Source organism: Psychrobacter sp. FDAARGOS_221, from assembly GCF_002313155.2.
GTDB lineage: Bacteria > Pseudomonadota > Gammaproteobacteria > Pseudomonadales > Moraxellaceae > Psychrobacter.
The window spans coordinates 530306-550268 of the sequence record NZ_NWFK02000001.1; the positions used below are offsets into that span (position 1 = coordinate 530306).

The following is a 19963-nucleotide window of genomic DNA, read 5'->3' on the forward strand; positions in this document are numbered from 1 at the left end:
CCATAAATTCAAACCATTCTTATAAGCCATCGTATTAAAGGTTGATCCAAATACTCAATCCACTTTAATTCCTCACGTCTCTAAATAAAGTGATATAAATATTCTTAAGAGTTAGCAATCCAAACTTAATCATCGCAAATTTTTGTTATCAAAAATATTGTACAACCCTATATATCCTGCTTAAATAATTATTAGTCAGACTCATAATGTATCGTTAAAAACTTCAAAGGCAGTTAGCATGAGATTTATAAGGCGTAAATCAGTATTATCTGTGATCTCATTGACATCAATCATAATGCTGTCAACCACTTCAATGGCTCAAACAAATCAACGCCAGCATCCAACCCCTCATTCTTCTACTTCTATCGCTAATGCTATTAATACAGATACTGATTCGAGCTGTAGTGTCTATCAGCGTATTGAGCAATCAGATACCCCTATTGATATAAAAGAGTTCAAGCAGACACCAAATGGTATAAATATTTATTCAGATAATTTAAGTCTACAAGTTAAAAGATTTCAGCCTTGCAAAGCCGATGTACCATTCAATAAAAGCCCAGAAGTTCTTGCTCAGTATCATGAATTTGAAAAACCTGTAATAGCGCTAAACAATACAATTAATGAAGATGAGTTCACGCCTGAAGATGTTGCTCTAATAAATTTGTCTATGGCGATTGCTTATTATTCAGGCGAATTTGTACCGAAAGATGATAATAAGGCAGTGCAATACTTAAGCAAAGTGGTCGATTATTACCAAAATGAGAAACCTGAATGGTCGCCATTACTTAGCTATATGGTTACTAGTGAAATTGTCAGTAAAAAAAGCCATCTCAGCGAGAACAATCCTATTAGATTGCAACATGAGACTGAAGCAGGGATCGGTATAGTAAGTAGCTATTTGCTAGACAAAGCAGGACATTTTGATACTAAGGCGATGTTGACTTATGAGGATATTGAACATTTTTTGGGTGTCCCTATTCTTCCTAGCAATGAGGATATTAAACGATATATCACGCCAAAACTTGACGAGCTGACTCATTTAGCCAATCAAGGGAGCTATGTTGCCACAGGTATCTTGGCAGAACTGTATGAAGAGTTAGTAGATATTGACCCTAACTATACTGACAAAGCAAAGTACTGGGAAGACAAAGCGGATGCTTTGCCACAGGATGACATCGACTGGCGCTAAAAATATGTTATTGCTCAAAATATCTGATAAACCTTAATCTTCATCACTTCAGGTGAACCATGCGCTCTGTTCTTATAAAGCCTTTATCTCTTTGTTTGTTTACAACTGTTCTGCATACAGCACTCATTGCACCGTCCGCTATTGCTTCAGATTCAAAATCAGAAGGCACTTCAACTTTGGACTGTGCTTGCTTAAATGCCAAAACCACAAAAAACAGTCAACAATTAAGGGAGCAACAACTTGCCACCGAATACCAGCTCATCTTAAATGACTTTGATGCTGAAAGCGCCTACCATGATATGAGTGATAATAATGATGTGTCGATTCGTATTAATGATAAAGTAATGTTCCAACATTTAAGTCATGTATATTTGACCAAAAACTTAGACATCATTGCCAAACAAAATGACAAATCAGGCGTCATTGATAAAACAGGTAAAGTGATTATACCGTTTGAGTACGATAGTATTTATACCTACCAAGATGCTTTTGTGGTAAAAAAAGATAAATTGTTTGGTTTTATAAATCGTCAACATCAAGCCTTAACCTCTGACGAGTATTATTTTGACAATTGTAAATTGAAGCTTATTCAACGAGCCTCTGCATATCAACCTTTGATTGGTTATAAAAAAACCGGTGCTTATACTGGTAAATGGGGCGCGCTTGATAGCGAAGGTCAGGTTGTAATTCCTTTTGACTATGACTCAATTGGTGAAGTTACAGACAACTACTCAATTGCTTCGGGTAAATTTTATAAAGTAAAAAAGGACGACTATTGGGGCATCATTGATAGTAAAGGGAACACGATATTACCGCCCCACTATCAACGCATACGTTGGTTTAATACCAGTCAGAACTTATTTTATGTTATTAAGAATAATCAAAAATTTGTCGTTGATGCATCACAAAATATAATTATTGACGGTAATATCGGTAGTATTCAATTTATTGACGCTGACGGTGAAGAGAGTTATAGCGTTTACGATGATGAAGTGCATGATGGTAGTGTTCGTCCTGCCATTATTGAAATTGATGGTAAATACGGACTATTCGACTCAAGTGGTAGACAACTATTACCTGCCCGCTATGAGGCTATGCAAAATCTGTATAGCTTAGGCTTGTTACAGGTTGAAAAGGATGGCAAACAGGGTGTCATCGACTTAAAAGGAAGTACCGTTATTCCTGCAAAATTTGATGAGCTCGACCCTGTTAATATCAATATTAAAGGCGAAGATTTAAGCCATTTACGTTATTTTATTGCCAAACAAAACGGCAAATTTGGGCTGTTATCAATTGACAATACGCAGGTGTTGCCATTTGAATATGACAGTATGACTTACAATGTATTTACTTTACCCAACCGACTGATTGTCAGTAAGCCTATCAATAATGACGATCAAATAAAATTTGCACTACTCAATGTTGATGGCACGCCTTTAACCCCTTTTATTTATGATAAGTTAGAATACGACAATTACGACTCACGACTCCATGTCTGGATTAAAGACTTAAACTCTGTTCTTAAAGAGGGGTTGATAGATAATAATGGAAACGTACTACTGGCACCAAAGTATGACAGGCTACATTTTGAAATTGTTGAGGACGGCTATGTATTTGAGCAAGGCGGTAAATACGGCTGGATAACTGAAGATAGCTTTAATGAAATTATACCTGCAACCTTTGATGAACGATTTGATTTTGAAGATGGTATTGCGAAGGTCATCCGTGAAGGCAAGACATTTTGGATTGATAGACAAGGACGTGAGGTTAATAAAATACCTCAAACAAATGAGTGATTAACAGTTAATGATACTATCGAATAGACAAACCCTTAAAGAGTGTAAACTATGAAAAAACTCGCTTTAATTGCCGCTTTAAGCACCGTAAGCACCTCTTTATTTGCTGCTAATATTTTTGATCACAGAGGCATCCAAAAAGGCGCTATATCTGAAAGTTGCTACCACAACCCTTGTAGTATTGTGCGCGTGATGGATTTTAAGTTACTCGAAAAAACGCCTAGACATCATATGTTGAAGTTAAAGGTTGTTGGCGGTCAAAGATCTTGGAATTCAAAAAAGATAGTCTGGAATCATCATTTTCATAACTTATATATTACGTGCTCACTACAGTCGCCAACCGTACAAACCGGCGATCAAGTGACTGTATTACCTATCAATCAAGGGATGGCACTTCCTGGCGTGCTTTATGCTGAAGGCGTCTTGTATGCACAAGCTTGCCACAACTTTGATGGTGATGCGACTGACCTCGCCAAGAAGTATGGCTACAACGTATCTGAATGGTAAAACCATCAGCTATTTATTCGAAGCATCCAGCGACAAGTCCATACCACGCAATCTCAGGGCATTACCAATCACTGACACAGATGATAGGCTCATAGCCGCAGCAGCAATCATTGGGCTCAATAGCAAACCAAACACAGGATAAAGCAGACCAGCAGCAACAGGGATACCAAGCGAATTATAAACAAAGGCGAAAAACAGGTTTTGTCTGATGTTTTTCATGGTCGCTTCACTTAGCTTATGTGCATTAGCAATTCCCATTAAGTCGCCTTTGACTAAGGTAATGCCAGCGCTTTCCATCGCTACATCTGTCCCTGTACCCATTGCAATACCGACTGTGGCTTGGGCTAAGGCTGGCGCATCATTAATACCATCGCCTGCCATCGCCACAGTACTTCCATTACTTTGAAGCTGTTGCACAATGCGGTTTTTATCTTCAGGTGATACATCTGCATGCACCTCATCGATTCCCAACTTTCTGGCAACAGCTTGAGCGGTCACCTCATTATCACCAGTTAGCATAATGACTTTTAGATTCTCGCTGTGCAGCAAATCAATGGCGTCTTTGGTACTGGATTTGATAGGATCAGAAACAGAAATCAGGCCGGCAGACGTATTATCAATCGCCACAAACATCACCGTTTCACCATCAGCACGGCGCTTGTCGGCCTGTTTAGACAATGCTGAATCATAGCTGTTCAAGCGCTTCATCAGTTTGTCATTACCAATCGCAATCTCTTTGTTATTTACAGTCGCTTTGACCCCTTCACCGGTAATAGAATCAAAGTCTGTCGCTGTCGATAGTTTAAGGTTACGCTCATTGGCAGCCTCAACGATGGCCGCAGCAAGCGGATGCTCACTCGATGCCTCAACAGCAGCAGCCAAGGCCAGAACCTCCTCTTCTTGCCAGCCTGAGCTGACATCAATCGAGGTTAATTTGGGCTTGCCTTCGGTCAATGTGCCTGTTTTATCGACAACAATGGTATCGACCTTTTCCATCCGCTCTAATACTTCGGCGTTTTTGATTAGCACTCCATGTTGAGCGCCTTTACCAGTACCAACCATGATTGACATCGGTGTGGCTAAGCCTAAGGCACAAGGACAGGCAATGATAAGCACCGCAATCGCATTCACAAGCGCATAAGCCAGCGCTGGGTCTGGCCCAAAGATTGCCCACACAATAAAGGTAATAATGGCAGATATGATGACAGCAGGCACAAACCAGCTCGACACCTTATCGACTTGCTTTTGAATCGGTGCTTGACTGCGCTGCGCCTCACTCACCATCTGCACAATCTTGGATAATACGGTGTCTTGACCAACGTTGACCGCTTCAATCAGCAATGTGCCTGTCCCATTAACCGTACCGCCAGTGACGCTGTCATCAATTGACTTTGAAACAGGCATCGGCTCACCGGTCACCATGGACTCATCAACACGGCTGTCACCATCAATGACTCGGCCATCAACAGGTACTTTCTCACCGGGTCTTATGCGTAGTTTGTCCCCTGTTTTGACCTCTTCAAGCGAGACTTCAACTTCTTGACCTTGATCATCGACTCGTCTGGCAGTCGGCGGTGCAAGCTCTAACAGTGAACGTATCGCGCCTGAGGTTTGACTGCGCGCTCGTAACTCCAACACCTGCCCTAGCAATACCAAGGTGGTAATAACAGCGGCGGCTTCAAAATAAACACCCACTTGGCCAGAATGATCTTTAAAGCTGGGTGGGAAGATATCAGGAAAGAAGGTCGCAACAATACTAAACAAATAGGCAGCGCCCGTACCTATTGCAATTAAGGTGAACATATTAAGCTTCATGGTCTTAATCGACTGCCAACCTCTTATAAAGAAAGGTTTAGCACCCCACACCACAACAGGTGTGGCAAGGATTAATTGAATGATATTCAGTGCTGTGTTTGAGATACCATAGCTGTTTAGCATACTATTAAGATTGATACCGACCATCTCACTCATGGCGATAAGAAATAGCGGAATGGTGAGCGCGGTACATAGCCAAAAGCGCCGAGTCATACTATCAAGCTCTGTAGTATCTTCTTCCTCTAGTGATACCGTTTCGGGCTCGAGTGCCATACCACATATTGGACAGCTACTGTTTTTGATATCTCGCACTTGTGGGTGCATCGGACAGGTATAAACTGTTCTGTCATAACCTTCAGGCACAAGATTATATTGACTATCTTTAATCTCACCACTGCTAGGTGTATCTGTGCCGTGATGCGAGTCATGGTTATGGCCATGTTCGTGTGCGTGCGAATCACCTTCTGCCTCAATCTCCTGCTCAGGCTTTAAATGCATGCCACATATCGGGCAACCACTGTCCTCTATATCTCTGACCTCAGGATGCATCGGACACACATAGACAGTACCTGTATAGTTTTCGGGTACACGGTCATAGTTGCTGTTTTCATGATGCTCATGTGGTTTAGGGTGTTTATTAGAATGATGATTCATGAAACTGCTCCTTAATGTGTCACTAGAGAATAAAGGTTAACCCAATGAGGGAGATGTCTCAGTTGTGAATGCGTATGATAATAATGAAAGGAACCAATAGTTTGAGGGTTTGCTTATTGATAAAAGACAGTCAAGGTCTGCTGAAACTTTTACGATAAACCGAGTGTCGATCAGTGAAGATGGGATTTATAGAATTCAAAAATTCATTAAACGGGTTATTAATATTTACAAAAAACTAAGGCCTGATGTTCAGACCTTAGCGTTAGTTAGTTAGGTAGGTAGTTAAATAATTGGCCAGTTAATAAATTGATTAAGTAGTTACTGTAACGACTACTCTACTATAATTAATAGCCTACTACAGCAAAGTGCCCAGCTTATCAGCCGTCAATATGGCAGCGTACACATCGTCTGCGGTCACTTCAAATGGCATATTGTGGATGGTTTCATCAGGCACAGTACTTACTTTTGCAACTTCATACAGTCTCTCTTTAGATACGTCCTTAAGGCCTAAATCTTCTAAGTTCGTAGGCAAGCCTAACGACTGACAGAATTCGATGATATGCTCAATCTCAGCCAATTCTCTGTTCTCTAACACCAACTGAACAATGGTACCAAACGCCACTTTTTCGCCATGATACATGTGGTGACACTCTTCTAAGATGGTCAGACCATTGTGAATGGCGTGTGCTGCTGCCAAACCACCACTTTCAAAGCCGACGCCACTTAGATAGGTGTTGGCCTCAATAATATTCTCCACCGCTTTGGTACAAACCTGATTTTCGACCGCCAGCTTGGCTTTGTAACCGTCTTCCAATAATATCTCTAGGCATAATTTGGCAATCGCCATCGCCGCTTTGGTGGTATTACCGCCAGCGATAGATTTTGCGTTGGATGTTTCGCAAGCCTTGGCTTCATAATATGTGGCTAAAGCATCACCGATACCAGCAACCAATAGTCTCACTGGCGCATTGACCACCACACTGGTATCAACAATCACCATATTAGGATTAGACTTTAAAAACAAATACTCATCGAACTCACCATTTGCTGTATACACTACAGATAAGGCACTACAGGGTGCATCGGTTGAGGCAATGGTCGGTACGATAAGGGTGGCAACATTGGCATAATAAGAGACCGCTTTGGCTGTATCTAACGTCTTACCGCCGCCAATGCCGATAATCGCATCACATTGATTTTGTTTTAATAATTCAATATTGCTGTTAATCTCTTCTTTGGTGCACTCACCACCAAATATTTGTAACTGGTAGTTTATGTTATTGTCTTGGAAGCTTTTTTCGATGTTGTGTTTAAAGTTGTCATAAACAAACTTATCGACCAAAATATAAGCCCCTGATTCACCGACCATGCTGTAGTAATCAGCAAGCCTCAAAAGCTCGCCATTGCCTTGAATATACTTACTGGGAGAGTTAATAATTTTTGTCATTGTTGACCTCCGTCATTAAAAATCTAAAATGTTAGCGGTTTAAAACATGTATTTTAATATTATATTACTGACATCACGGCTGTTCTATCTGTATTCTGTATAAATCGCCTCGAGGTTGATGTCATAATATAACGCCCTACTTTACCTACTTATTGTTACCAAATAGAGAGACATTATGTTTCAGCTTTTGCCGCTATTTTTAGCCTTTATTATGTTTGCTCTAGGTTTGCAAACTCAGCTTTCAGACTTTAAGCAAATACTGATTAATCCAAAAGCACTGGTTCTAGGACTGGCGATGCAGCTACTGCTTGTGCCATTTATCGCTTATATGTTGGTGATTGCCTTTAATTTGACCGGCAGCGCCTCTGCTGATCTAGGCTTTGGTATCATGCTGCTGAGTATCTGTGCTGGCGGTATCACCAGTAATATGATGAGTTGGTATGCGGGCGGCACCATCGCTCTGTCTATTTCACTGACTGCCATCACCAGTATTATCGCCATTTTGACAGTGCCGTTATGGGTTCAGTTTTTGTATCCACTGTTTTTTAATCAGTTACCGGTTGATTTTTCGATGGCGTCGCTATCGCTGCGTGTGCTATTTATCACCACTATCCCTGTGCTGCTTGGGATTAGCGCGCGTCATTACTTTCCTTCGTTTATTGATCGCTGGCAAAATCGGATTCAGCAAGTAGCCAATGTGTTGTTTGGCATCATGGTGATTGGTGCAACGGTAAGCAACTGGACTCTTATGGTGTCACAAATCACTCAAATTGGAATATTAGTGCTGCTGATGGCGTTGATGTTATTAATCTCAAGCCTACTTATCTCTACCCTATTTAAGCTTAACGCCCCTGCCCGCAAAACCATTGCCATTGAAGTCAGCTTACAAAATGGCGCGATGGGTATTGCACTTGCCAGCTTATTGAGCCAAACCGATGCGCTCTCTGCTTTTGCAATGCCGTCTGCTATCTATGGGGTGTTGATGAATTTTATCGTGTTGCCTTTTGTGTTTTATCAAGGCTATCGCTACAAACAGCAAGGTCAGATAGCAGATAAAAAAGCTTAGCAGCCAATATCGAAAACTAGGTTAACGCCTTATCGCTTAATAATCGCCCCCAGTATTCAAACTGGGGGCTTTTTTACGCCTATTGTTCTCACACTCCAACCTCTTATGATCTAACCTAAACCTGAAATGCAGCCCTAATGACTCTATATTCACACCCCTCTTTTAACATCAATAAAAACCTATTTATCTAAAAATAAAATAACTAACATAGCCACTGGCTAAAAGCCTATCCACAAATCCAAGTTTAATCGTTTTAAAAAAGCCTTAAGCGAGCTGCTTAAGGCTTTTTATTTTTTAATTTGATATTTTTTTAGGGCTGTTAATGTATTAAATTTAGATCCAGATGAATCAAATATAGGTTTTAAGGATTAGTGAATTCTTCGCATAGCAATCATTGTTGTTTTATCCGTTATATTTAAGCATTAATTCACTGTGTAAATAGAGTATAAATTAATAATCATGCTAAAATTAAAGGTTATGTAATTAATATTATTAGTCACATGGAATAATGGCATATGCGCAAATTAACCTCTACTGCTCTGTTAATCTCCTCTATGACCTTAAGCTCATTAAGTTGGGGCTTGGCTTGTGAACTTCCAAACAATTATGAAGTTACCTGTTTAATTAATGGTGTTGCTGTCGTTCCTGATCAGTACTCTGATTTAAAAGGTCTTATCAACTATAAAGGCGATATTGTCATCCCGACTCAATATGAAGAAATTGGCTACCCTGAGGAAGGACTGATCGCTGTTAAAAATAATGGTCGCTGGGGTTATATCAACCGCTCTAATGAAACGGTTATTGATTACGCTTACGATGAAGCGCAAGCCTTTTCTGACGGTCTAGCCGCTGTTGCAAAAGATGGAATGTGGGGCTTTATCGATAAGCAAGGCGAGCTTGTCATTCCGTATGGTTATAGCGAAGTTAAAGAGTTTAGTAATGGACGCGCCAGCTTTAAATCAGGTGAGAAATGGGGTGTCATTGACAAAGAAGGCAAACAAATCGTAGCGGCTAAATATGATAGCCCCATCATATTTAAATCAGGTATTTATAACACCGACTTTGCTCAAGTAGAACAAAACGAACGCTATGGCCTAATCAATCTTGATGGCGAGGAAACAATCCCTGTTATCTACTCTCGTATGAATAGCTACTACACAGACGGCTTAATCGGTGCCAAAAAAGGCCATAAATGGGGCTTTATTGATACCGACGGCAAGGTAAAAGTTGATTTTAAATATGATGACGTGGACTACTTCTCTGATGGGCTAGCTAAAGTCACTATTGAATCTGGTGATTACGAAAGACTCAGTGGCTTTATTGACAAATCTGGCAAAGAGGTTATCCCCCCTATTTACAAACAAGCAGGTAGTTTTTCAGAAGGCCTTGCACCAGTTTGGGTCAACGAAAAGTGGGGATTTATTAATAAAGCAGGAGAAATGGTTATTCCTCCTAAGTTTGAAGATGTTCATCCTCACTCATTGCATGCTGGATTTTCTGAAGGTCTCATCTCAGTTGCTATGAATGGTCATTACGGGTTTATCAATAAAGCAGGTGAAACCGTGATACCCTTTATTTATTACAACACCATCGGCGTATTTGAAAATGATCAAGTCTATGTGATGGCGGATAATGACTATTACTACATTAATAAACAAGGTGAACGCGTCGAGCCTGTCTACCCAGAAAAAACTGAAGAAAAAGTTGAAGAAAGTAGTGAAGACTCAGAAAGTCCGATGAGTGCCTTAATGGATAAAGTTAAGAGTCTTTTCGAGTGGGCTTTGGGTCTCGTAAAAGCATAGCAATCGCACCCGTCATCAAGCTTAATATAGGCAAAAGCGAATGTGATTATCTCTAATGGTAAAAATTCATTCCGCTTTTGCTTTATGATTAGTGTAAGCAACTAAAATGAATAGCTAGCTAGTTAAAAAAATATGCGCTCTAAAGAAATATTGGTGCTAAAAAAACTGCACTGTATTCATAATGAATTGACTGTAGCAATAATAAATAAGTTTAAATCGTCATACATGAACTCAGGCGACATTTAACAACATTCACCCCTTAATCTCCGAACAGACTACTTTAATAAGAGTTATTATGACAACTTATTACTACCAAAGCCCTAATGGACAAAGAGTTGAGTTTGAAACCGTTGAAAAAATATCAACTTCAGATAACTATGAGTTATACAGTATCAATAGTGTCGCCGGTTTTAGTATCACCAACCTGCACTTTAAAAAATTAAAGGCAACACTCAAAAATGCGGCATATCAAGCAAAAATAGAATACATGATACGGAACAAGCCGCCGTTAAACCCATCAGAAAATACAAAAATCTGTTGGCCGTTACACTGTGTGTTTGATGCCGATCAGAACTTCGTCGGTTATATGGTACCTCAGGTGCTCGACAACAGTAGTGATCTACAGATGCTGCTCACTAATGATACGTCGTTAACCGGAGATTGGCGGTTATTTGTTCATAATACCCAAAACAGCTATGATTTAAGAATCAAAACCTGCTTAAACATCTGCCAAGCCTTGAGCCCTATCGTTGAGTTAAACCAATATAGCTTCGATAGCTTTACGCCAAATAATATTAAGGTAACCACTGACGGAGAGGTTTCGTTGGTTGACTGTGAGTTAGTCCTCGAGCCAATCACCCCGCTAACAGCAGAACCTGACTTAACCAACGAACAAAATCAGGACAGCCTTACTGTTGCTACGCAGCGGCAAGTGGCTTATACACCCCCAGAAATGCTCGATGAACAGACCACTTATGGTACAAAAACAGAAGCGATCGAACGCTTTTCTTTAGCGGTTATCCTCTATCAGCTGATGTTTAGAATTCATCCTTTTTTGACCAATTTAACGGACAGTGTTAATCAATCACAAATACTATTAACCACAATTTCTAAAGGCCTATTTGTACATGGCAAAGGTAAAGCCATTTTGTACAATATACCAGCAGCTCACCAAGGCTTTGACGCATTGAATCCTAAGCTAAAACAGCTGTTTCAATTGGCGTTCGAGCTAGACACTAAAGACGAACGACCGACACCTCACATATGGCTAGAGAACTTATCTGCATTAATAAGTGATGATAGTCATGGGCTGAAACCAAACTTAGCTCTATTGTCTAAAATTAATACTACCAAGCCTATCCCAACGGCTACGTCAAAGGATTCACTTAGCGGCACTCCTTCCGATTTAACGCCCTCTTCTGTTGATCCTGATAACGTCTATCTTCAACCAAATTCGCCGTTTACGGCAGCAGCAACAAAGAAGAATAACTTACAAAATGCGGCCATCATTGTTATTGCTATTATTGCGATTGGGATTGTTGCTTATTTTGCATTTGCTAACAAATCATCAGAGGATAACTCAGAACCTGAGCCTGGACTTAACAATGCAGCTGAAACCGATTCGGCTGAATACGACACCAATGTTCTCACGCCTGTGACAGACGGCTCAAGTGACGACAATGGCGACGATGATGACATTGACTACAGTGACCCCGTCGTCCCTGAAGTACAAAGCCGCTATGATGATGACTATGATGAATTAGAGCAACAATCAACGGCTCTCCCCATCACTGAATATAAAGTCACAAATCGCTCGCTATACGTCTCAACTATTCGAGCGAATGTAAGACAACGACCAAGCTTGAACGCCCCAGTTGTCGCGGAGCTAGAATATAACACCAGGGTTTTAAAAACCACTGCCCCAGTAACCAATGATGGCGAAAGACTTTGGGTATATGTTGCCACAACCACGGGCGTCCGAGGCTGGATGTCGAATCGCGTGCTCACGGCACAACAAAAACCAGTGGTTTACTCAGCATGTGATATTCGAGCAAATGAAGCACAGTATGTGGTATCTGCTATTAGCGCTAATGTCCGTTCCAGTGCTCGAAAGGCTGAAGGCAATGTGCTTGGTGTTATTCAGCAAGGTGAAATCGTTTGTCCGTATATGTATGTTGGCTCTAATGACAGCAAAATAGGCAGATGGATGGGCTTTGAGTTAACCAATGGCGAAATCGGCTGGATTGCTGAAAGCATACTAGAACCTGTGTATGGTGCTTCAGGCGGTTATGATGCTGGTCTGGAGTATGATGAAGAAGCAGATATCTGGTTCTAAGAAGTTAATATATGACCCAAGAATCCACCCTAAGCTACTATCAGGCCAACACAGAGGACTATATTGAGCAAACCAAAAGCATCAATATGACTCCTTTCTATGATTGGTTTATTGAAAGTCTACCCTTTCACCTAGGCCCACAACGCATCCTTGATGTGGGCTGCGGCTCTGGGCGGGACAGCTTTTACTTTGCCAGTAAGCTGGCGATGAAGGTGACCGCCATAGATGCCAACCCGCTGTTCATTGAACATGCAAAACACCACTATGGTGCAGATATCGTCGATTGGATGACTCTGAGCTTTGAGGACATTGACAATCAGCCTTGGCAGCAGCAATTTACCGCTATTTGGGCATCTGCCTCACTACTACATGTTCCTTTTGCACAGCTACCTAAGCTACTCGACTCTTTATTAAGCACTTTAAAATCAGACGGCATACTGTATGCTTCATTCAAACATGGTGACAGTGAACGTATTGATGAACATGGCCGATTTTTTTGTGATATCAATGAAGAACGGTTGGCGCAACTTATCTCCTCATTGACGCACATGCCAGAAGAATATGAAATCTGGAACACGAAAGATTTGCGTCAGCAACAACAGCAGCCTTGGCTTAATGTCATATTGAGAACTTAAGCCACACATCAACTGTTGTCGCCAAGAGTGTGATTAAACAATATAAACTTTACCCCTAGCCTTGACCGACAGTTACAGCGATAGTGATTGCAGTACTAGCGATGACAGTTATAGTATGAAGGATGCTAATTTAATCCAATCAATGTTATAAAATACTACAGGGAGTGTTGTATGTCAGAAGCTTATATCGTAGCAGCGGTTCGTACTGCGGGCGGTCGTCGCCAAGGTCGCTTGTCCGGGTGGCATCCAGTAGACTTGGCGGCACAAGTGCTCAATGCCTTGGTCGATCGCACAGGTGTCGACCCCAGCTTGCTTGATGATGTGATCTTAGGTTGTGTCAGTCAAGCAGGAGAACAGTCAACCAATGTGGCGCGTGCTGCGGTACTCGCCTCCAAGCTGCCTCAAACTGTGCCAGCTACGACAATAGATCGTCAATGCGGCTCATCACAACAAGCTCTGCACTTTGCTGCGCAAGCGGTCATGTCTGGCACCCAAGATATCGTTATCGCCGGTGGCGTTGAGAGCATGAGCCGAGTGCCGATGGGTCTACCCCATTGGTTACCCAAAAAAAATGGCTATGGCGACTACATAAGCCCAGGAATTCTAGTGCATTATCCCAATGCAGTATTTAGCCAGTTCGATGGGGCTGAGATGCTGGTTGATAAATACAATCTATCCAAATCAGATATTGACGCCTTTGCGCTTGCCAGCCATCAAAAGGCCATTACTGCCACCCGTGAAGGATATTTTGACAACGAGATTCTACCCGTGGCGGTTAAAACAGCAGACGATGACTCACAAGATAAACCCTCTGAATTGCATCGTGTTGATGAAGGCATTCGCTTTGATGCAACCTTAGACTCAATTAGTCAGGTAAAATTGATTCAAGAAGGCGGTAAAATATCAGCAGCGGCGGCCAGTCAAATCTGTGATGGTGCTTCCGGCATCATGGTCGTTAATGAGCGCGGATTAAAAGCGCTCGGTGTCAAACCATTGGCGCGTATTCATCATATCAGTGTGTTAGGCGATGATCCTGTTATCATGCTAGAAGGTCCTATCCCTGCGACCAAGCGTGCACTTCAAAAAACAGGTTTGACCCTTGATGAGATAGACTTATATGAGGTCAATGAAGCCTTTGCCTCGATACCGATGGCGTGGCTGCAAGCATTGGATGCCAATCCTGATAAATTAAATATACATGGCGGCGCCATTGCTTTGGGTCATCCACTGGGCGCAACCGGTACAAAGCTAATGACAACCCTGGTTAGTGCCCTACAGCGTACTCAAGGTAGATATGGGCTACAAGCAGTGTGTGAAGGTGGCGGCATGGCCAATGTGACTATTGTTGAGCGGTTATAACTATTGAGCAGCTGTAACTATAATCGTCTGTCGCTATAATCGACTTTGGCTATTATTAAACTGAGTTTGCTAAGCTAGGTATAACAAACTTAGCAACTGGTAGATGTCATTTGCAAAAATATAAAGCAAATCGTCTACCTAAATACTGATATAGCGACTATGCTATATCGAGCCTATATCAAGATCAGGACTAAAGTAGAAAACCAAATTTCGATACCAAAAATTGAAACTAAAACATCAAAACAAGGACAGGTTATTATGAAACTTTATGGATATTTCCGCAGTGGCACTTCACACCGTACTCGTATTGCGCTTAACTTAAAAGGGCTCGATTATGAATATATTGCGGTGAATTTGCTTGAAGCTGAGCATTTAGAATCAGAGTTTCAAGCCATTAATCCGCAAGGCTTGGTGCCGGTGTTAGAGGTAGATGGCACGCGTATGACTCAAAGCCCGGCCATATTAGAATGGTTGGAAGAAACTTACCCAGAGTCTCCGTTATTGCCACAAGACAGCAAAGGTCGTGCCCGTGTACGAGCGCTTAGCGCCTTGATTGGCTGTGACATCCATCCGATTAACAACCGACGCATTTTGGTCTATTTAAGAAAAGAGCTTGGTCTAAATGAAGCGCAAGTCAAACGGTGGTGTCAGCGCTGGATTAATGATGGCTTTAGCGCTCTAGAAAAAGAGCTTGAGCAAGATAAAGAGCGTGGTAATTTTTGTTATGGCAATTCGCCAACCTTGGCAGACTGCTATCTGATTCCACAAGTATTTTCAGCGCGCCGCTTTGAGGTCGACTTAACCCCTTATCCTAATATTGTCGCCATTGACAGCCATTGCCGCAGCCTAGAGCCGTTTATTAAAGCTGAGCCTGCCAATCAAATCGATGCTTTCTAGGTGTAAAACAATAGATTCTAAGTCTTAAGTAATAGGTGCTAAGCAATCGCTTTAGTTTTAGCCTACTTTATTTGAATGTACGTTAAGGAACGTCTATGTCATACGTTTTTGAACCTGCCAAGCCCGCTGCCCTAGATGTGAAAGGCACGGAGGATAAATTTGCAGTGCGCCGTGTTTATTGCGTGGGGCGTAACTATGCCGCTCATGCTCGTGAAATGGGTTCAGATCCAGATCGTGAGCCGCCGTTCTTTTTTTGCAAGCAGGCAGACGCTGATTCTGTGGTTGCTGTTGCTGCCAATGGCGAGGTTGATTTACCCTACCCGTCTTTAACCCAAAACTATCACTATGAGGTTGAGCTGATTGTTGCTATCGGTAAAGACGGTAAAAACGTATCGATTGAAGCGGCAAACGACCTAATTTACGGCTATGCGGTCGGATTGGATATGACTCGCCGTGATTTGCAAGCAACCATGCGTGAGCAAGGGCGTCCGTGGGAAATTGGCAAAGCTTTTGATTATTCTGCGCCAGTAGGAGAAGTGACTCCGATAACCGACTCTGGTGAAATCAATTCCGGTAATATTAAGTTGACAGTCAATGGTGAGACACGTCAACTAAGTGATATTAACCATTTGACATGGAAAGTTGCTGAGATTATTTCACGCTTATCAGAGCTTTTTGAATTAAAAGCAGGTGATCTGATCATGACTGGTACACCAGAGGGCGTTGGCCCTGTGGTAGCTGGAGATACTATGGTTGCGACCATTGATGGTCTAAGTAGTATTACCATTCATATCAAATAATAGCCTTACGGTTAGCTGCTTCTTATAGTTATAGCTGTTTTTTTATAGCCGTTACTGATGATTAAGTCAAACATTCCTTTCATCAGAATGTTTGGCTTTTTTGTGTTAAAAATCCACTCAAATTGTTACCGCTTGTTATCTAAATTTGACATCACTGTGTCATTTGTTAGGATAACCGGCTTATTTCCCCTAGTAGAATGTGATTCTAATTTTGCGTATGTTAGGCAAGTCCTGCTAACAAATACACGCACAGTTCAATAATTGACGTTTAATAGCTGCTACATATATGACCGTTATCATGATAACGACTGTCATAGGACTAGCCGTTGCTATCAAACCGCTTTATCAAACTCAACATTAGCTTTCGTTGTAACGGCGCTAATCTACACAGCCTTAATTTATAACTTAAAGCTACTCTAATATTGATAAAGGTAGTAAATATCAGCAGATCCATTTTGCTCGAGTTTTATAAACTTTACATAGGACAATATTATGAGTAAACGACCTGAAAAAATCCCCCATTCGCTACTGGTTCGATTCCGTAAGCGTCTATACACCACAGATCACGAAGTGGGTGAGAATAATATTGAAGTGATGGGGATGGATATCCATAACCCTGTTTTTGGTATTACAGCGTTACTGGTTCTTGCTTTTGTGGTTTTTACCCTGGTTATGCCAGAGATGGCCAATACCTTATTAAACGGTGCCAAAAGCTGGGTAGTTAATACCTTCGATTGGCTCATCGTTAGTGCCAGTAATGTGTTCGTATTGTTTTGTTTATTGTTAATCATTTCCCCATACGGCAATATCCGTATTGGCGGTATTAACGCAACCCCTGACTTTAGTCGTTTGTCTTGGGTCGCCATGTTATTTGCAGCTGGCATGGGTATTGGCTTGATGTTTTGGTCAGTCGCTGAGCCACTAGCCTATGCCAGTGGTTGGGCGGGCACACCTTTGGGCGTCGAGCCTAACACCCCAGAAGCTTTTAGTGCGGCTATGGGTGCGACCATGTATCACTGGGGCTTACATCCTTGGGCCATTTATGCCACTGTTGGATTGTCATTGGCTTTATTTGCCTTTAACTTTCGCTTTCCACTGACCTTACGCTCGGTGTTCTACCCTATCTTTAAAGAAAGAACGTGGGGTCTGCCAGGTCATATCATTGATATCCTAGCGGTATTAGCGACCATTTTTGGCTTAGCCACTTCATTGGGCTTAGGGGCACAGCAAGCAGCCGGTGGTCTTAAGTACCTATTTGGCCTAGATTTAGGGGTGAACGTGGTCGAGATGATCATCATTGCGGTGGTGACTTTCTTGGCAACCCTATCTGTATTCCGTGGCCTAGATGGCGGCGTTAAAGTGCTGTCTAACTTTAATATGTTAGTGGCGCTACTACTGTTGGTATTTATCTTCTTGGTATCTAACCCGATTCAACTGATTGGTAAAGTGTTCGGCACGGGTGTTGATTATGTGACTCATATCTTGCCATTATCGAATCCAGTTGGCCGTACCGATACTGAGTTTTATCATGGTTGGACCTTATTCTATTGGGCATGGTGGATCAGCTGGTCACCATTTGTGGGTATGTTCATCGCCCGTATCTCAAAAGGTCGCACCGTTCGTGAGTTTTTGGGAGCAGTAATGATTGCCCCAACCTTAGTCACTATGATTTGGATGACCGTCTTTGGTGAAACTGGTCTAAGCCAATATCAAAACCAAGTGGGCGAGCTATCTCAAGGCGTATCAGATGCCTCATTGACCTTATTCCAGATGCTGAACAATCTACCACTGAGTATGATTACCTCGTTAATCGCTATTTTGCTGGTGTTGGTATTTTTCATTACCTCATCAGACTCAGGTTCACTGGTAATTGATACCATTACTGCTGGTGGTAAGCTTGAAGCACCTGTGATGCAGCGTGTATTCTGGGCAGTAGCCCAAGGTCTGATTGCCATTGCATTGTTATACGGTGGTGGTGAAGCTGCTTTAACGTCATTACAATCAGGTTCGGTGAGTACTGGCCTACCCTTTACTTTCGTCTTACTGGCAATGTGCTTTAGCCTAGTGCTGGGCCTAAGACGTATTTATAAAGCGCGTGAATGGTTGTTCGATGAGTTAGAAAAGTATTAAACTAAGCCTGTTTTAGTCAATATTAACGACTTAATGTTGGTTTCATAGTTTAATAGTTAACTTTCAATCGTTAGCAATTATTCAAACCACACCTCTTGTTAACACACCTTATTGTGAAGCGCTGGCGATACGCACAGCATAATCCCACAATAAGGTGTTTTCTTTTTGAGCGACAGTTTTTCGAGCGACCATTTTTTGAGCGATAGTTATGACAGATCAAACCCAAATGCCTGACTCAACACCTGATACTCCCGAGATTTCACGTCGCAGCCAATACATCCAAGTGATGTTAATGGGCGTCAGTGCTTTTGTGATGAATACCACTGAATTTGTACCTGTGGCCTTGTTATCAGATATTGCGCAAGATTTTGCCATTACCACTGCACAGACCGGCTGGATGTTGACCATTTATGCTTGGATTGTGGCGGCGATGTCATTGCCGTTAATGTTGCTCACCCGCAATTTTGAGCGCAAACGCTTGTTACTGGGTATCTTTGCGCTGTTTATTGTCAGTCACATATTGTCATACTTTGCCTGGAGCTTTAATGTACTGCTCATTAGCCGGGTCGGTATTGCGTTTGCGCATGCGATATTTTGGTCGATTACCGCTGCCATTGCCATTCGTGTGGCACCCAAAGGCAAAAAAGCACTGGCGCTCAGCGTGGTCGCAACCGGCACCTCAATGGCCATGGTATTAGGCGTGCCTATTGGGCGTTTAATCGGTCAGTGGTTTGGCTGGCGAACAACATTTGCAGGTATTGGCATGGTCGCTTTACTGGTGTGTTTGCTTCAGGCCAAGCTGCTACCAACCTTACCTAGTATGTTCAAAGGCTCTTTTAACAAGGTCCCAGAGTTATTAAAGAACCCTGTACTCATCGGCCTATATTTGCTGTGCTTTATTGTGTTTTCTGCCCACTATACCGCCTACTCCTATATCGAGCCGTTTATGAGTGAGATAGGTGCCATTAGTGAGAACTATGCCACTTGGGTGTTATTACTATTTGGCGGCGCAGGTGTCATTGGCAGTATTATCTTTGGGCGCTGGGGCGATCGGCATGATACGTCGTTGATGATTGGGTCAACCATCATCATGCTCGTCTCCATGTTGACCTTGCTTGCCAGCGTTCACTCGGTGACGGTACTGAGTATTAATGCGCTATTTTGGGGAACCGCATTGATGCTTCTGATTATCTCCATTCAAGGAAAAGTGTTGGCTATTGATGTACACGCCCAAGATATGCTGATGTCAATGTTCTCGGGCATTATCAACTTAGGCATTGGCACCGGTGCCTTTGTTGGCGGTTATGCGGTGACTCATTTATCATTATCCAGCATTGGCTTCGTCGGTGCCGCCTTTGTCAGCTTTGCGATACTGTTGGTATTGGTGATGAGAAAAGCACTGGTTCATCGTTATTAGCTTAGCAACCTAATACCACTGGCGGTTAATCCTAAACTCGTTTTTTAACAGAGACTTTATTAACCGCCACTGTTGTGGTTAGCTCAAAGTTGTTTCTCTCTTCCCAGTTATTAC

General features: G+C 42.1%; 14 protein-coding genes. 12 read left to right on the forward strand and 2 right to left on the reverse strand.

Features of this window, described 5'->3' with window-relative positions:
• Positions 1 to 313: 313 nt before the first annotated feature.
• From A6J60_RS02240 to A6J60_RS02250, 3 genes are all read left to right on the forward strand, one after another.
• Entirely contained in the window at positions 314 to 1189 is an 876-nt protein-coding gene (locus tag A6J60_RS02240) for an SEL1-like repeat protein (RefSeq protein ID WP_127891424.1), read from the forward strand.
• A gap of 95 nt (positions 1190 to 1284) precedes the next feature.
• On the forward strand, positions 1285 to 2985 hold the full coding sequence (locus A6J60_RS02245; protein ID WP_193778007.1) for a WG repeat-containing protein: 1701 nt from the start codon (positions 1285 to 1287) through the stop codon (positions 2983 to 2985).
• Positions 2986 to 3036: 51 nt separating this feature from the next.
• On the forward strand, positions 3037 to 3492 hold the full coding sequence (locus tag A6J60_RS02250; protein ID WP_096064555.1) for a hypothetical protein: 456 nt from the start codon (positions 3037 to 3039) through the stop codon (positions 3490 to 3492).
• Positions 3493 to 3501: 9 nt separating this feature from the next.
• Here A6J60_RS02250 and A6J60_RS02255 read toward each other — a convergent pair whose 3' ends face one another.
• Together A6J60_RS02255 and A6J60_RS02260 are read right to left on the reverse strand one after the other, a co-directional pair.
• Positions 3502 to 5961: a copper-transporting P-type ATPase gene (locus tag A6J60_RS02255; protein WP_096064556.1), complete on the reverse strand. Its 2460-nt coding sequence runs from the start codon at positions 5959 to 5961 to the stop codon at positions 3502 to 3504.
• A gap of 355 nt (positions 5962 to 6316) precedes the next feature.
• Positions 6317 to 7408: a glycerol dehydrogenase gene (locus tag A6J60_RS02260; protein WP_096064557.1), complete on the reverse strand. Its 1092-nt coding sequence runs from the start codon at positions 7406 to 7408 to the stop codon at positions 6317 to 6319.
• Between the two features lie 175 nt (positions 7409 to 7583).
• Between A6J60_RS02260 and A6J60_RS02265 the strand changes: the two genes are divergently transcribed.
• From A6J60_RS02265 to A6J60_RS02305, 9 genes are all read left to right on the forward strand, one after another.
• Entirely contained in the window at positions 7584 to 8474 is an 891-nt protein-coding gene (locus A6J60_RS02265; RefSeq protein ID WP_096064558.1) for a bile acid:sodium symporter family protein, read from the forward strand.
• A gap of 515 nt (positions 8475 to 8989) precedes the next feature.
• The gene (locus A6J60_RS02270) at positions 8990 to 10276 is read left to right on the forward strand and encodes a WG repeat-containing protein (RefSeq protein WP_096064559.1); all 1287 of its coding nucleotides are present in this window, start codon (positions 8990 to 8992) and stop codon (positions 10274 to 10276) included.
• A 295-nt stretch (positions 10277 to 10571) separates the two neighbouring features.
• Entirely contained in the window at positions 10572 to 12611 is a 2040-nt protein-coding gene (locus A6J60_RS02275; RefSeq protein WP_096064560.1) for an SH3 domain-containing protein, read from the forward strand.
• A gap of 11 nt (positions 12612 to 12622) precedes the next feature.
• Positions 12623 to 13246, forward strand: a complete 624-nt coding sequence (locus tag A6J60_RS02280; RefSeq protein ID WP_096064561.1) for a class I SAM-dependent methyltransferase — start codon at positions 12623 to 12625, stop codon at positions 13244 to 13246.
• Between the two features lie 171 nt (positions 13247 to 13417).
• Positions 13418 to 14605 (forward strand): acetyl-CoA C-acetyltransferase, encoded by a 1188-nt coding sequence (locus A6J60_RS02285; protein ID WP_096064562.1) that lies wholly within the window; start codon positions 13418 to 13420, stop codon positions 14603 to 14605.
• Between the two features lie 258 nt (positions 14606 to 14863).
• Entirely contained in the window at positions 14864 to 15502 is a 639-nt protein-coding gene (gene maiA, locus A6J60_RS02290; RefSeq protein WP_193778008.1) for a maleylacetoacetate isomerase, read from the forward strand.
• 95 nt (positions 15503 to 15597) lie between these two features.
• Entirely contained in the window at positions 15598 to 16302 is a 705-nt protein-coding gene (locus A6J60_RS02295) for a fumarylacetoacetate hydrolase family protein (RefSeq protein WP_096064563.1), read from the forward strand.
• 492 nt (positions 16303 to 16794) lie between these two features.
• Complete coding sequence (locus A6J60_RS02300) at positions 16795 to 18432, forward strand: BCCT family transporter (RefSeq protein ID WP_096064564.1); 1638 nt, start codon at positions 16795 to 16797, stop codon at positions 18430 to 18432.
• Between the two features lie 208 nt (positions 18433 to 18640).
• On the forward strand, positions 18641 to 19849 hold the full coding sequence (locus A6J60_RS02305; protein ID WP_227526034.1) for a sugar transporter: 1209 nt from the start codon (positions 18641 to 18643) through the stop codon (positions 19847 to 19849).
• Positions 19850 to 19963 lie beyond the last annotated feature (114 nt).

Excerpts from the sequence above, each read along its gene's own strand:
- A6J60_RS02240 (WP_127891424.1), top strand. The coding sequence starts at position 314 with ATGGCTCAAACAAATCAACGCCAGCATCCAACCCCTCATTCTTCTACT.
- A6J60_RS02250 (WP_096064555.1), top strand. The coding sequence starts at position 3,037 with ATGAAAAAACTCGCTTTAATTGCCGCTTTAAGCACCGTAAGCACCTCT.
- A6J60_RS02255 (WP_096064556.1), bottom strand. The coding sequence starts at position 5,961 with ATGAATCATCATTCTAATAAACACCCTAAACCACATGAGCATCATGAA.
- A6J60_RS02260 (WP_096064557.1), bottom strand. The coding sequence starts at position 7,408 with ATGACAAAAATTATTAACTCTCCCAGTAAGTATATTCAAGGCAATGGC.
- A6J60_RS02265 (WP_096064558.1), top strand. The coding sequence starts at position 7,584 with ATGTTTCAGCTTTTGCCGCTATTTTTAGCCTTTATTATGTTTGCTCTA.
- A6J60_RS02270 (WP_096064559.1), top strand. The coding sequence starts at position 8,990 with ATGCGCAAATTAACCTCTACTGCTCTGTTAATCTCCTCTATGACCTTA.
- A6J60_RS02275 (WP_096064560.1), top strand. The coding sequence starts at position 10,572 with ATGACAACTTATTACTACCAAAGCCCTAATGGACAAAGAGTTGAGTTT.
- A6J60_RS02280 (WP_096064561.1), top strand. The coding sequence starts at position 12,623 with ATGACCCAAGAATCCACCCTAAGCTACTATCAGGCCAACACAGAGGAC.
- A6J60_RS02285 (WP_096064562.1), top strand. The coding sequence starts at position 13,418 with ATGTCAGAAGCTTATATCGTAGCAGCGGTTCGTACTGCGGGCGGTCGT.
- maiA (WP_193778008.1), top strand. The coding sequence starts at position 14,864 with ATGAAACTTTATGGATATTTCCGCAGTGGCACTTCACACCGTACTCGT.
- A6J60_RS02295 (WP_096064563.1), top strand. The coding sequence starts at position 15,598 with ATGTCATACGTTTTTGAACCTGCCAAGCCCGCTGCCCTAGATGTGAAA.
- A6J60_RS02300 (WP_096064564.1), top strand. The coding sequence starts at position 16,795 with ATGAGTAAACGACCTGAAAAAATCCCCCATTCGCTACTGGTTCGATTC.
- A6J60_RS02305 (WP_227526034.1), top strand. The coding sequence starts at position 18,641 with ATGACAGATCAAACCCAAATGCCTGACTCAACACCTGATACTCCCGAG.